Consider the following 13247-nt stretch of genomic DNA (forward strand, 5'->3'; position numbering starts at 1 on the left):
TAACAACCTCTGTTGCCGAATCTGCGCTCATCTAGCGCGTGTCCTAGATCCCGCTATGAAGTCGTAGCCGGGGTGGTGACTTCCGCACCCTGCGGTGCCTATCGACGATCGCGTGTTCCCCCGAGGCTGGATACAGCCGCAGGAACAGGGAGAACACCATGATCGAATTGGACGCCAGAGCCGAGTTGGAACGACTCGCGCCGTACGCAGCGACGGGCGACGAAGACGCCGTCGAAGAGGTTCTCCGCATTGCGCACCCGCTCGTGCACCGCTACTGCACCACCCGGCTCGAATCGGTGGATCACCCGCACACGACCGCCGACGACGTCACCCAGGACGTGTGCCTCGCGTTGATGAGCGCCCTGCGGACGTATCAGAACCAGGGAAAGTCGTTGCTGTCGTTCATCTTCGGCATCGCCGCACACAAGGTGTCCGACGCGCGGCGACGCGCCACCCGGATGTCCGTACCGCCGACCGCGCGCGCCGCCGCGGCGCATCACGTGGTGGACGTCGAGGACAGCCCCGAGCATCACGTCCTGCGCGACGAACTGCGCGGCGAGATGGGACTGCTCGTCGAGACCCTCCCGGTCCGGCACCAGCAGATCCTCTTCATGCGCGTCATCGTGGGAATGTCGGCCGAACAGACCGCGCGAGTCCTGGACACCACACCGGGCGCCGTCCGCGTCGCGCAGCACCGGGCACTGAGCCACCTGCGGGCGCGGATCGGGCACGGACCCTCGCGCTGAGAGGTTCCCGCCCGGTCGTTGCCATCCGGCGGACCGAGTGGTCCGATGGATTCATGAGCGCAGCCGACACCGTCCTGCTCGCGATCGGAACGAAGAAGGGCCTGTGGCTCGCCACCAGCTGCGACCGCGACACCTGGTCGCTGTCAGGCCCGCATTTCCTGATGAACGAGATTCCGAGCATCGGGATCGACACACGGAGTGGACGCACCCGCATCCTGGTCGGGGTCCGGTCCGAACACTGGGGTCCGACCGTCGCACATTCCGACGATCTGGGCGCCACCTGGACCGAACCGGACCACGGCGCCATCCACTTCGGCGACGGCGACGGCGCCGCACTCGAGCGGGTGTGGCAGATCCGGCCCGACACGGACAACCGTCCCGGTGTCGTGTGGGCGGGGTGTGAGCCCATCTCGGTGTGGCGGTCGGTCGACGGCGGCGAGCATTTCGACCTCGAACGCGGACTGTGGGACCATCCGCACCGGCCCGAGTGGGGGGCCGGATACGGCGGCGCCGCAGCGCATTCCGTCGTCCCGCATCCGCAGGACGAGAACACCGTGCACGTCGCGATGAGCACCGGAGGCGTGTACCGCACCACGGACGGGGGTGTGTCCTGGGAGCCGCGCAACACCGGGATCACCGCCTACTTCCTCCCGGACCCGAACCCGGAGTTCGGCCAGTGCGTCCACAAGATCGCCCGCGACGGCGTCGTCCCCGACCGGTTGTACGCCCAGAACCATCACGGGGTCTACCGCTCCGACGACAGCGGCGACACGTGGAAGTCGATCGCGGACGGACTGCCGACGGACTTCGGGTTCGTGATGCTCACCCATCCCCGCCGCGAGGGAACGGTGTGGGTGGTTCCGATCGAGGCGGACGGTGAACGCATCCCGCCCGACGGCCGGCCGGCCGTCTACCGGAGCGACGACGCCGGGAACAGCTGGACGCGCCTCGACAGCGGGCTGCCGGACCGCGACTACAACGTGGTGCTCCGCGACGCCGCCGCCGTGGACACCGCCGACCCGGTCGGCGTGTATTTCGGCACGCGCGGCGGCGAGGTCTACGGGAGCGCCGACGAGGGCGCAACCTTCCGCACGGTGGCGGCGCACCTGCCCGACGTGCTGTGCGTGCGGGCCGCGGTGATCGAATCATGAGCGAGGGTGTCACCGTTCGGGTTCCGCGGGCGCTGGCGTCGATCGTCGGCGGGGAGCGCTCCGTGCACGTGCCCCTCGACTCCGCTTCGACGGTCTCCCAGGTGCTCGACGTCCTGGCGGGAGAGTTCCCGATTCTCGGCCGCCGGATTCGGGACGAGACCGGCGCCCTGCGGCGGTACGTCAACGTCTACGTGGACGGCGAGGACGTCCGGCTCCTCGGCGGCGTCGGCACCGCGGTGACCCCCGGGCAGGAACTGCAGATTCTGCAGTCCGTCGCCGGTGGTTGAGCACGTTAGTCGGCCAGGTGCATCGCCACGGCCCGGGTGGGGGCTCCGTCGCCGGCCTCCAGCGCGATCGGTAGGAGGCTGACGAGCGGGTCGGGGAAGTCGATCCGGTCGAGCCGGCACAGGTTCTCGCCGATCACGCCGCCTGCGTCGGCGATCAGATGGTGAACCGGATATCCGGCATCGGTGTGCTCATCGTCCGGTGTCTCGTCGACGCTCGGGGCGTCGAGGCAGAACGTCCGCACTCCCCGGTCGAGCAGCAGTGCGCACAGCGCGGGGTCCAGGAACGGATGCGTGTAATAGGCATCCGTGCCGTAAAGGCGAGACCACCCGGTATGGAACACGGCGATGTCGCCCGGCCGCACGTCGTCCGTCCGGGACCCGATCAGGTCCGGGGTGATCCGCTGCCGCGCACCGACCCCGCGCACGTCGAACACGACGCCGCGGCCGACGAACAACTCCGGCGCCAGCAGGTCGATGGTCGCCGCCCCCGCCTTCAGATGCGCCGGGGCGTCGACGTGCGTCCCGGACTGCGAACCGATCCGGACGTCCAGGACGTTGTAGCCGTCGCGCTCGAGGGTGCAGTGCCGGATCAGGGTCGGCACCGGGTCGCCGGGATACACCTGCATCCCGGGCCCGATGGTGTGGGACAGATCCACGACTTTCCGCACGTGTGGCATCGCTCGATTGTCCGGCCTCGGCGTCACCCCTGCCGCGATATGCTCGATGGCGAGCGAAGAGGTGGTGGCATGACCGATTTCGACCCGCTCGCCACCCAGCGTGAGTCGGTGTCTGCGACCTTCACGGCCGAGCTGTCCGCGGTCGGGCTGGAGGACGCCAAGGAGATCGGGCACGGTGGGTTCGGGGTGGTATATCGGTGCGCGCAACCGGAACTCGACCGCACGGTGGCGGTGAAGGTTCTCACCTCCGCGCTCGACGCCGAGAACCTCGAGCGCTTCCTGCGGGAGCAGCGCGCCATGGGCAGGCTGAGCGGCCACCCGCACATCGTCAACATCATGCAGGTCGGGACCACCGACACCGGCAGGCCGTACATCGTGATGCAGTACCACCCCCACGATTCGCTGGACGCGCAGATCCGGCGGCGCGGTCCCATCCCCTGGAGCGACGCCGTGCGCATCGGGGTGAAACTCGCCGGCGCCCTCGAAACGGCGCACCGGGTCGGCATTCTCCACCGGGACGTCAAACCGGGAAACATCCTGCTCACGGAGTACGGCGAACCCCAACTCACCGATTTCGGGATCGCCCGGATGTCGGGGGCGTTCGAGACGACGGCGGGCACCGTCACCGGGTCCCCCGCGTTCACCGCGCCGGAGGTGCTGTCGGGGCGGACCCCGACCGCCGCGTCCGACGTGTACAGCCTCGGCGCGACCCTGTTCAGCGCGATCACCGGGCACGCCGCGTTCGAACGGCACAACGGCGAGGAGGTGATCGCGCAGTTCCTGCGCATCACCACCCAGCCCGTCCCGGACCTGCGCAGCGAGGGATTCCCCGAGGACCTCAGCGCCGTGATCCAGCGGGCGATGGCCGGGAAACCGGAAGATCGCCCCGCGTCCGCCGCCGCCTTCGGAGACGAACTGCGGGAGGTCGAGCGCCACCACGGTCTGGCCGTGGACGAGATGGCGATGCCCGTCGACCCCGGTGTCCATCACGGCGAGGACCCCTCGCACGGCACGGTCTCGACCGTCTCCGGTCCGTTCCGGACCTCCACGACCGGAAGGGCGAAATATACGTCGACGCCGCCGCCCGCACCTGCCACCCGGTTCCGGCCGCCCGCCGCGACCCGGCAACTCGTGGAGCGCGGCCGGCTGATCGACCTGCTGCGGGCCGGCCGCCGTCGCCTGCTGACCGTGATCCACGGTCCCACCGGATTCGGCAAGAGCACCCTCGCCGCCCAGTGGCGGAACGTCCTCGCCGACGAGGGGGTCGCGGTCGCGTGGCTGACCGTCGACAGCGACGACGACAACGTGGTGTGGTTCGTCGCGCACCTCATCGAGGCGATCCGCCGCGTGCGCCCCAACCTGGCGAAGGAACTCGGCCAAGTCCTCGAGGAGCACGACGACGAGGCCGAACGGTACGTGCTCACCTCGCTCGTCAACCAGATCCACGAGAGCGGCGAACGGATCGCCCTGATCATCGACGACTGGCAGCGGGTGTCGGAACCCGCGACGATCGCCGCCCTGGAGTTCCTCCTCGACAACGGATGCCACCACCTTCAGGTCGTGGTGACGAGCCGGACCCGGGCCGGGTTGCCGATGAGCCGGATGCGGGTCAAGGACGAACTCGTCGAAATCGATTATTCGGAACTGCGTTTCGACGATTCCGAGGCACAGTCGTTCCTCGTCGACCTCGGCGGCCTGCCCCTCGACAGCGAGGACGTCACCGAACTCCGCGACTCCACGGACGGCTGGGTGGCGGCGCTGCAACTGGCGTCGCTGTCGCTGCGCGGGCGGGCCGATCCGTCGGAGCTGATCGCCGGACTGTCCGGGCGCCACCACGCGATCGGCGAATTCCTCGCCGAGAACGTCCTCGATACCCTCGAACCCGAGATGCTCGACTTCCTGCTGGCCACCTCGATCACCGAACGCACGTGCGGCAGTCTCGCGGGCACGCTCGCAGGCACCGCCCGTGGGCAGGCGTTGCTCGAGGCGGCCGAGGACCGGGACCTGTTCCTGCGCCACATCGACGACGAGCGAACGTGGTTCCGCTACCACACCCTGTTCGCCGAGTTCCTGCGCCGCAGGCTCGAACGCGACCAGCCCGACCGCATCCGGGAACTGCACCGCGCCGCGTCCCGCTGGTTCTGCGACCACAGCCTGCTCCGCGAAGCCGTCGAGCACGCCCTCGCCGGCGGCGAAGAGCAACGTGCCGTGGAACTCGTCGAGGCCGACGGGTTGTTGCTGCTCGAGCAGTCGCAGTCGGCGACGTTGTCCGCGGTGGTCGACATGCTGCCGCCGGGTCTCGTCGCCGCGAGCGCCCGGCTGCAGGTCACGACGGCGTGGGCGAACGCGATGGCGAACCGGACCACGGCCGCCGAACGGGCACTCGAACGAGCCGAACGGGCGCTCGCCCACGGCGACGCGAGCGCGGGCGACACGGCGGATCTGCGGGCGGAGGCGGGCGTCGTGCGTGCCGTGGCGGAACTGCGCAACGACCGCACCGAACGGATCGACGAACTCGTCGGCGACTGCCTCGCCCGGCCGGAGTCGCTGCACCCGTGGGTGGTGTGCGCCGCGTTCAACGTCACCACGTTCGCCGCCGTGTACCGCTTCGACTTCGCGGAAGTGCGCAGGATCCAGGAGGTCGCGCGGCCCTTCTACGAGCGGAACAAGGGACCGCACAACGTCGTTCACGGCCAGAGCTATCTGGGTGTCGCATCGTACGAGCAACTCGACATCGACGATGCCGTCGACCGTTTCCGGCGCGCCCGCCGCGCAGGCCGGAAACTGGGCGGGCCGCGCGCACCGTCCGCCCGGCTCGCGGGGTCGCTGCTCGGTGAGGTGCTCTACGAACGCGGGGACGTCGAGGAGGCGGAGCGTCTCCTCGACGACGGATACACCCTGGCTATCGAGACCGGCGGGGTGGACTTCAAGGTCGCCCGCTTCGTCTCCGGAGCGCACGTCAAGGCGCTGCGCGGCGACCGGGAGGAAGCGACGAAACGCCTCCACGCCGGACTCGAGGTGGCCGGGACCTTCTCCCTCGCCCGCCTGCGGGCCCGCGTCGAGAACGAACGCCGGCGACTCGGGATCGCCCCGCATCCGACCCTCGGCGCACCGGACCCGGTCCGCTACGAGAACCGGCGGCGCCCGGTCGCGGGCATCGACGAGATCGTCGCGCAGGTGGAGGAGGCCACCGCGGTCCGGATGCTGCTCGCCACCGGGGCCCGCGAGAACATCGAGACGGCGTGCGAGTGGACGCAGGAGTGGACCGACCGGCTGGCAGGCACCGGCCGCAACCGCGGCCACCTGCTGGCCGAACGCCTCCGGGTGGCGTGCCTCGCCGCGGCGGGCCGCGAAGACGAGGCGAAGCAGGCACTCGCGTCCATCGCCTCGATCTGCGCGGCGCGCGGACTCCACCGGGTACTTCCCGACGGCGGGCCCTTCGTCGTCGCACTGGTCGCGGATCTGCGGGCCGATCAACTGGCCGGCGACTGGCCCCCGGACCGGCCGACGGTCCCCTCCGACTTCCTGGAGGAACTGCAGAACTCGACGTCTCCGTACACGATGTGACCGGCGGTCAGGTCGGGGTGGGCGCCTCCTCCCGGATCAGCCCCGCAGCGCGCAGGTCTTGCCAGAATTCGGCCGGGATCGGGTGTTCGAGCCAGGCCGCGTTCTGCCGCAACTGGTCGCAGCTCCTGGCGCCCAGCAGGAGTTCCCGCACCGCGGGATGCGCGGCCGCGAACTGAATCGACGCGGCCGCCAACGGAACCCCGTGGCGCGCGCAGAACTTCTCGAAGTCGCGTACCCGGCCGAGCACCTCTTCCGGCGCCGGCTGGTAGTTGAACTTGGCGCCGGGCACCGCGCCGGTGGCCAGGACACCCGAGTTGAACACACCGCCGAGCACGATCGCGACGTCGCGTTCCGCGGCGAGGGGCAGCAGGCCCTTCACCGGATCCTGCTCGAGCAGTGTGTATCTTCCCGCGAGGAGGACGCAGTCGAGGTCGACGCGTTCGAGGGCGTCGACGCAGACGTCGGCCTCGTTGACCCCGATACCGATCGCCCGGACCACACCCTCGTCCCGCAACCGGATCAGTGCGGGAAACGCACCCGCGAGCGCCTCCGCGAACCGCGCGGGCTGGGCGTCGCCGTGCGTGTACCGGTCGACGTCGTGCACGTAGAGGATGTCGAACCGGTCCTGGCACATGCGCTGCAGACTGTCCTCCACCTGCCGCAGGACCGCGTCGTACGAGTAGTCGAAGTCGGCCCGGAACGGCGGGGTGTCCACCCAGATCCCGGTGTCGAACGACCCACGCGCCGCGGGTGTCAGCGTGCGCCCGACCTTCGTGGACAACACGTAGCCTTCGCGGTCCTCCGTCAGCAGTGCGTGGCCCAATCGGTGCTCGGACAGTCCGTGCCCGTACATGGGTGCGGTGTCGAACGACCGCACACCCATGTTCCACGTCTCGGCGATCTGCGCCTGGGCGTCCACCTCGGGGATCGGCCGGAAGATGTTGCCGATGGGCGCACCGCCGTAGCCGAGGAGGGTGACGCCGAAGCCGGCGCGCCCGAATCTCCGAGTGTCGTTCACCTTCATGGATTCTCACTTCCGTTGCCGAGGAACAGGGTGCCCGGGTCGCGCAGCACGGCGTCCATCTCGCGGAGGCACACCACCTTGATCGCCGAAACGACGAGCTCCGAGTAGAACTGGTCGTGGAACCACTTGTCGCCGCTGTACGCCACGACGAGCCCGCCCTCGCCCACGGCGCTGCCACCCCATTTGGTCCACCCCTGCTGGTAGAGGTACGGGTGCAGCTGCTGCACGGCGTGCGAGGGCAGTCCGGTGGTCCAGCTGATCCGCGCCTTCGACTCGGCGATCGCGTCGTACGGCCCTCGCCAGTCCTTCTTCTCACCCCAGCTGCGGCGGTAGATGACGGGCAACTCCGCATCGGCGGACGGGGCGACGCCCGGCCGGAGCACGACGAGGTGCCCCGGGCTTCCGTGGGACAGGTTCTCGATCGACGGGAGGGCGAGTTCGACGGCCTCACGGGCGACGTCTGCGGTCAGTCCGGAAAATGTGGTCATCCGGTCATCCTTCCCCACGGATCAGATCGACGGCCTTCTCGGCGATCATCACGGTGGGAGCCTGCGTGTTGGAGCTGACGATCCGCGGCATGACGGACGAGTCGACCACCCGCAGACCCTCGATGCCCCTCACCTTCAGTTCCGGTGAGACCACGGCGTCGTCGCCGACGCCCATCGCGCACGTGCCGACCGGGTGGTACGAGGTGCGGCCGTACGCGCGAACGAACTTCACGTAGTCGTCCTTGGTGTTCACCGACAGGCCGCCTGCCAGGTGCTCCGCCTTGATGTGCCGGGCCATCGACGACTGCGCCATGATCTCCCGGCTCTGCCGCAGCCCCTCGATGCTCGACTCGAGGTCGAAGTCGGTGGCGAGGAAGTTCGGGTCGATCAGCGGCTGGGCGGTGGGATCGTTCGACCTGATCTTCACGGTACCGCGGCTCTCCGGCCGCAGCGCGTACGAGTTCAGGGTGCAGCCGTACCCCGGGCGGACCGCCGCGACGCCTGCCTCGACGCCGGCGGCGGGCAGGAAGTGGAACTGCAGGTCCGGGATCGACTCCTGCGCGTGCCCGAAGCTGAACCCACCGGCCTCGACGACCGTCGACGCCAGCGGGCCCCGCCGGAAGGCGGCGTACTCGAGTCCCGCCTTGGCCGTGGCCGGACGGATCAGGTTCAGGCGGTCGAGACTCTGGTACTCGCGGAGTTCGTAGATGACGTCGAGATCGCAGTGATCGTGCAGGTTCCGGCCGACCCCCGGAAGGGAATGGGCCACCTCGACATTCGCGTCCCGCAGATCGTCCGGGTGCCCGATCCCGGACAGCTGCAGGATCTTCGGCGATCCGAACGCGCCGGCGGCGACGAGCACCTCGCGCGACGCGCGGAACGTCTCCACACCGTGCGGGGTGAGCACCTCGATCCCGGTGGCGCGTCCGCCGTCGAGCAGAACCCGCGACACGGCGACGTTCTCCCGCACCGTCAGGTTGGGACGCTTCCTGGCGGGTGCGAGGTACCCGACCGCGGCGCTGCACCGGCGGGCGTTCTTCGTGGTCGTCTGGTAGAGGCCGACACCGTGCTGGTGATCGCCGTTGAAGTCGCCGTTGAACGGCAGGCCGAATTCCTGCCCCGCCTGGACGAACGACTTCGACAGCGGGTGCGGGTTGATCGGGTCGGACACTCCGAGCGGCCCGTCGGTCCCGTGGTACGGCGCCGACAGTCGTTCGTTGTCCTCGGACCGGAGGAAGTACTTCTGGATCTCGTCGAACGACCATCCGGCGCAACCGTATTTCAGCGCCCACTCGTCGTAGTCCTCGTGCGCGCCGCGGGTGAACACCTGGGCGTTGATCGAGCCGCCCCCGCCGATGACCTTGCCCTGAGCGAGCGGGATGACGCGCCCGTTGCAATGCTCCTGGGGGACACTCGAGAATCCCCAGTCGTATTTGCTCGCGGTCAGTTTCGCGAATCCCGCGGGCACGTGGATGAACGGATGCCGGTCGTTGCCGCCGGCCTCGAGCAGGAGAACCCGAACCGTCGGATCCTCGGTCAGCCGCCCGGCGAGCACACAGCCCGCCGTGCCACCGCCCGCGATGACGTAGTCGTAGGTGCCTGCACTCATCGGTTGCCTCCGGTCCAGTTCGGGAACACGCGGGTGCGTGGTCCGGTGCGGATCTGAATGGTCTTGACGTCGGTGAACTCGTCGAAGCCGGCCTGGCCCATCTCGCGGCCGAACCCGCTCTGCTTCATGCCGCCGGCAGGCAGTTGCGGGGCGCCGTCGATGGTGGTGTTCACCCACACCCGGCCGCTGCGCATCTCGCGGGCCACCCGCAGTGCCTTGTCGATGTTCTTGGTCCAGATCGACCCGGCCAGTCCGTACTCCGTGGCGTTCGCGAGCCGGATGGCGTGGTCGACGTCGCTGAACCGGGTGACGGTGAGGACGGGGCCGAAGATCTCCTCCTGGAAGGCGGCGGATTCTTCGCCGACGCCGTCGAGGATCGTGGGAGCGACGAAATGCCCTCGTCCCCAGTTCTCGCCGTCGAGCCGTCCACCACCGGTCAGGACGGTTGCACCGTCGCGCCGCGCCGCGTCGATGTGGCCGAGCACGTTCGCGAGGTGGCCCGCGTCGATCATCGGACCCAGTTCGCTCGCCTCGTCGAGCGGACCGCCCACCGTGATGCGGCCGGCGGCCTCGACGAGGCGGCTCAGGAAAGCGTCCGCGATCGAATCCTGGATCAGGAGCCGGGCGCCCGACACGCAGCATTCGCCCTGGTTGAAGAACACCCCGAACAGCACCCCGTCGAGGGCGTCGTCGAGGTCTGCGTCGGCGAACACGACGCTGGCGGCCTTGCCGCCCAGTTCCATCGACAGCCTCTTGACGCTGCCCGCGGACGCCTCCACGATGCGCTTGCCCGTCTCGGTGCTCCCGGTGAACGACAGGATGTCGACGAACGGGCTCTCCGCGAGGGGTGCGCCGACCACCGAACCGGCACCGGTGACCACGTTCACCACGCCGTCGGGGACGCCGGCCTCGGTGAGCAACCGGGCCAGTTCGAGTGCGGTGCCGGACGTGAACTCCGCGGGCTTGATCACCGCGGTGCAGCCGGCGCCGAGCGCGAACGGCAGCTTCTGCGCGAGCAGGAGCAGTGGGAAGTTCCAGGGAATGATCATGCCGACCACACCGGCCGGCTCGCGGACCACCATGGCGGTGCAGTCGTCGCCCAGCGCCGTGTGTGCCTCACCGTGCATCGTCATGGCCAGGGCCGCCGCGTATTCGAACAACTCGATGCTCGCCGCGACGTCACCGCGGGCGAGGGTGATCGGCTTGCCGGTCTCCTCGGCGTCGATGCGGGCGAGGTGTTCCTCGTGTTCGCGCATCAGCCCAGCGCAGCGCAGGAGCGCGCGGCCGCGGTCCATCGCGGTCCAGTGCGGCCATTCACCCTCGTCGAACGCCGTGCGGGCGACGGCGACGGCGTCGAGCGCGTCGGCGCGCGTGCCCGCGGTGTACGTCGCGAGTACGCGGCCGTCGGCCGGGCTGATCCGCTCGAACGTGGTGTCCGACTGGGGCACCGCCCGGCCACCGATGAAGTGCCCGTAGGTGCGGAGGTGTGTTGCTTCGACTGTCGACATCTGGAGCCGTTCCTTGTCAGTGTTCGTGGATGAGGACGCCGCGCAGGTTGAGCCCTGCGTGCAGGTCCGCGTAGGCGTCGTTCACCTGGTCCAGGGCGTATCGCCTGGTGATCAGTTCGTCGAGCTTCAATCGTCCCGACTTGTAGTAGTCGAGGAGCGCCGGGATGTCCCGGGTGGGGTTGCAGTTGCCGAACAGGACCCCGCGCAGGTGCTTGGCGTAGACCACCAGTTCGAGCGGGCTGATCGGGATCCCCGGTGCGTTCTGGCCGATCGAGACGACCGCGACGGTGCCCTCCTTGCGGACGGCGCCGAACGCGTCGGCGATCAGCTGACCGTCCACCACGCCGACGGTGACGACGGCGTTGTCGGCGCCCTGGCCGTTGGTGACCGAGCGGACGAACGGCATGGCCTCGTCGATCGACGCGTACGCGTGGGTGGCGCCGAGTTCGAGGGCACGTTCGCGTTTGAACGCCACCGGGTCGACGGCGACGACGTGCGCGGCCCCCGCGTGGTGGGCACCCTGCACCGCGTTGATCCCCACACCGCCGACCCCGACGACCAGCGTCGTGTCCCGGGGACGGACGCCCGCGCCGTTCACGGTGGAGCCCCAGCCGGTCGCAACCCCGCACGAGACGAGACAGGCCACGTCGAACGGGATGTCCGCGTCGATCTTCACGGCCTGGGCCTGGGAGGTGACGAGGTAGTTCGCGAACGTGCCGAGGCGCTGCATGGCGCCGATCGGCCGCCCCGACTGTGTGGCGAACCGCGCCGTTCCGTCGAGCATGAAACCAGCCTCCATACCGGCCCCCGTATCGCAGATATATTGCATCCCCTGCGCGCACCAGGCGCAAGTTCCGCAGGCGGGGAGGTAAGCGGTGGCGACGTGATCACCGACGGCGAGCCGGGTCACCCCGGGACCGACCGCGTCGATCACCCCGGCACCCTCGTGACCGCCGACCAGCGGCAGCGTGTTGGGGATGTCGCCGGTGACGAGGTGATCGTCGGAGTGGCACAGCCCGGACGCCATCACCTTGATCCGCACCTCTCCGGGACCGGGCTCGGCGAGGACGAGATCGTCGACCTCCCACTTGCCGCCCACTTCGTGAATCACCGCACCGCGTGCCGTCGTACTCATCGTTCTCCTTCGAATCTCACACTCACACAGAGTCCTATTTGATGATCGAGAGCCGGCTGCGGTCGAGCGTGACGGCGACCGCGACGATGACGACCACGCCGTACACGATCTGCTGAAAGCTGGGATCGATGCCGGCCACCGAACCGCCCACCCGGAGGACGGTGACCACCAGGGCGCCGACGAGCACCCGCCACGCGCCACCGATTCCACCGGTGATGGCGCAACCGCCGACCAGCACGGCCGCGATCGCGGGAAGCAGCAGCGAATCCGCGAGTTGCGGTGCGGCGCTCTGCTGCTGGGCCGACAACACGATACCCGCGGCTCCCGCGAAGAAGCCGGACAGGGCGAAGGCTCCGACCCGGACGACCCGGGTCCGGACGCCGCTCATCATCGCCGCGATCTCCCCCAGCCCGACGAGGTGGAAGACGTTGCCCCGCGGCGAGAACCGCATCGCGCAGAACACCGCGGCGACCGCGGCCACGCCCGCCCACACCGCCATCGGCAGTCCGAGCACCGTCCACGAACTGAGCCAGAAGATCGCGTCGTAGCCTTCGCTGATGTAGATGGTGGTCGATCCCGAGGCGACGAGCGCGACCGCACCCCAGAATCCCAGCGCACCGAGCGAGACGACGAACGACGGGACCTGCCCGAACACGATCAGCAGACCGGTCAGCGCACCGATCAGGGTGAGCGCCACGAGGGTGACGACGACCGCGAGCGGGCCGAGCGACCCGATCGCCGTCGCCAGGATCACCGTGGCGAGCGACGCGAGCGCCGCTACCGACAGGTCGATGCCGCCGGTGAGGATGACGAACATCTGCCCCAGCCCCAGCAGCAGGATCGGGACCGCCTGCGCCGAGACCACGGCGAGGGCGTTCACGGACAGGAAGTTCGGTTCGGCGAGCGCGACGAGGAGGACGAGCGCGACCAGCACGACCGACGGTCCCGCCAGGCGCAGCCGGTCCCGCGTCGTCCGGGACACCGCGGCCGCCGCACCCCCGGGTGCGCGCGTCTCGGCGGAAGTCCTCTCGGTGAAAGTTTCTGTTGCCACGGCG

Annotated in this window: 11 protein-coding genes; 4 read left to right on the top strand and 7 right to left on the bottom strand. The window is 69.5% G+C overall.

Translation table 11 applies throughout. The features are described from left to right. Positions 1-158 precede the first annotated feature (158 nt). From JWS14_RS12520 to JWS14_RS12530, 3 genes are read left to right on the top strand one after another with little or no spacing between them, the layout of a single operon-like run. A complete protein-coding gene (locus JWS14_RS12520) occupies positions 159-746 on the top strand; it encodes a sigma-70 family RNA polymerase sigma factor (protein ID WP_206013353.1) in 588 nt (195 codons plus the stop codon). Between the two features lie 53 nt (positions 747-799). Further along, positions 800-1897, top strand: coding sequence for a WD40/YVTN/BNR-like repeat-containing protein (locus tag JWS14_RS12525; RefSeq protein WP_206013355.1), 1098 nt, complete (start codon positions 800-802; stop codon positions 1895-1897). After that, the gene (locus JWS14_RS12530; RefSeq protein ID WP_072946317.1) at positions 1894-2184 is read left to right on the top strand and encodes a MoaD/ThiS family protein; all 291 of its coding nucleotides are present in this window, start codon (positions 1894-1896) and stop codon (positions 2182-2184) included. The genes JWS14_RS12525 and JWS14_RS12530 overlap by 4 nt, the downstream gene beginning before the upstream one ends. Before the next feature lie 5 nt (positions 2185-2189). Here JWS14_RS12530 and JWS14_RS12535 read toward each other — a convergent pair whose 3' ends face one another. Next, a complete protein-coding gene (locus tag JWS14_RS12535) occupies positions 2190-2861 on the bottom strand; it encodes a cyclase family protein (protein ID WP_206013356.1) in 672 nt (223 codons plus the stop codon). 69 nt (positions 2862-2930) lie between these two features. On the opposite strand from JWS14_RS12535, the gene JWS14_RS12540 reads away from it, so the two are divergent. Then, positions 2931-6428, top strand: a complete 3498-nt coding sequence (locus JWS14_RS12540) for a serine/threonine-protein kinase (protein WP_206013358.1) — start codon at positions 2931-2933, stop codon at positions 6426-6428. A 7-nt stretch (positions 6429-6435) separates the two neighbouring features. On the opposite strand, the gene JWS14_RS12545 is transcribed toward JWS14_RS12540, so the two are convergent. The 6 genes from JWS14_RS12545 to JWS14_RS12570 are packed head-to-tail and all read right to left on the bottom strand — an operon-like array spanning position 6436 to position 13243. Continuing rightward, the gene (locus tag JWS14_RS12545) at positions 6436-7452 is read right to left on the bottom strand and encodes an aldo/keto reductase (protein ID WP_206013362.1); all 1017 of its coding nucleotides are present in this window, start codon (positions 7450-7452) and stop codon (positions 6436-6438) included. Continuing rightward, a complete protein-coding gene (locus tag JWS14_RS12550; protein WP_206013364.1) occupies positions 7449-7940 on the bottom strand; it encodes a hypothetical protein in 492 nt (163 codons plus the stop codon). Before JWS14_RS12550 ends, JWS14_RS12545 begins: the two co-directional genes overlap by 4 nt. Positions 7941-7944: 4 nt before the next feature. Next, positions 7945-9549 carry a GMC family oxidoreductase gene (locus JWS14_RS12555; RefSeq protein WP_206013366.1) on the bottom strand — a complete coding sequence of 535 codons (1605 nt, stop codon included), beginning with the start codon at positions 9547-9549 and terminating at the stop codon, positions 7945-7947. Next, positions 9546-11057 carry an aldehyde dehydrogenase family protein gene (locus tag JWS14_RS12560; RefSeq protein ID WP_072946323.1) on the bottom strand — a complete coding sequence of 504 codons (1512 nt, stop codon included), beginning with the start codon at positions 11055-11057 and terminating at the stop codon, positions 9546-9548. Before JWS14_RS12560 ends, JWS14_RS12555 begins: the two co-directional genes overlap by 4 nt. Before the next feature lie 16 nt (positions 11058-11073). Then, on the bottom strand, positions 11074-12192 hold the full coding sequence (locus JWS14_RS12565) for a Zn-dependent alcohol dehydrogenase (protein ID WP_095862361.1): 1119 nt from the start codon (positions 12190-12192) through the stop codon (positions 11074-11076). 34 nt (positions 12193-12226) lie between these two features. Further along, the gene (locus JWS14_RS12570; protein ID WP_072946414.1) at positions 12227-13243 is read right to left on the bottom strand and encodes an ABC transporter permease; all 1017 of its coding nucleotides are present in this window, start codon (positions 13241-13243) and stop codon (positions 12227-12229) included. Positions 13244-13247 lie beyond the last annotated feature (4 nt).

This window comes from Rhodococcus koreensis (assembly GCF_017068375.1).
GTDB lineage: Bacteria > Actinomycetota > Actinomycetes > Mycobacteriales > Mycobacteriaceae > Rhodococcus_F > Rhodococcus_F koreensis.

Excerpts from the sequence above, each read along its gene's own strand:
- JWS14_RS12520 (WP_206013353.1), top strand. The coding sequence starts at position 159 with ATGATCGAATTGGACGCCAGAGCCGAGTTGGAACGACTCGCGCCGTAC.
- JWS14_RS12525 (WP_206013355.1), top strand. The coding sequence starts at position 800 with ATGAGCGCAGCCGACACCGTCCTGCTCGCGATCGGAACGAAGAAGGGC.
- JWS14_RS12530 (WP_072946317.1), top strand. The coding sequence starts at position 1,894 with ATGAGCGAGGGTGTCACCGTTCGGGTTCCGCGGGCGCTGGCGTCGATC.
- JWS14_RS12535 (WP_206013356.1), bottom strand. The coding sequence starts at position 2,861 with ATGCCACACGTGCGGAAAGTCGTGGATCTGTCCCACACCATCGGGCCC.
- JWS14_RS12540 (WP_206013358.1), top strand. The coding sequence starts at position 2,931 with ATGACCGATTTCGACCCGCTCGCCACCCAGCGTGAGTCGGTGTCTGCG.
- JWS14_RS12545 (WP_206013362.1), bottom strand. The coding sequence starts at position 7,452 with ATGAAGGTGAACGACACTCGGAGATTCGGGCGCGCCGGCTTCGGCGTC.
- JWS14_RS12550 (WP_206013364.1), bottom strand. The coding sequence starts at position 7,940 with ATGACCACATTTTCCGGACTGACCGCAGACGTCGCCCGTGAGGCCGTC.
- JWS14_RS12555 (WP_206013366.1), bottom strand. The coding sequence starts at position 9,549 with ATGAGTGCAGGCACCTACGACTACGTCATCGCGGGCGGTGGCACGGCG.
- JWS14_RS12560 (WP_072946323.1), bottom strand. The coding sequence starts at position 11,057 with ATGTCGACAGTCGAAGCAACACACCTCCGCACCTACGGGCACTTCATC.
- JWS14_RS12565 (WP_095862361.1), bottom strand. The coding sequence starts at position 12,192 with ATGAGTACGACGGCACGCGGTGCGGTGATTCACGAAGTGGGCGGCAAG.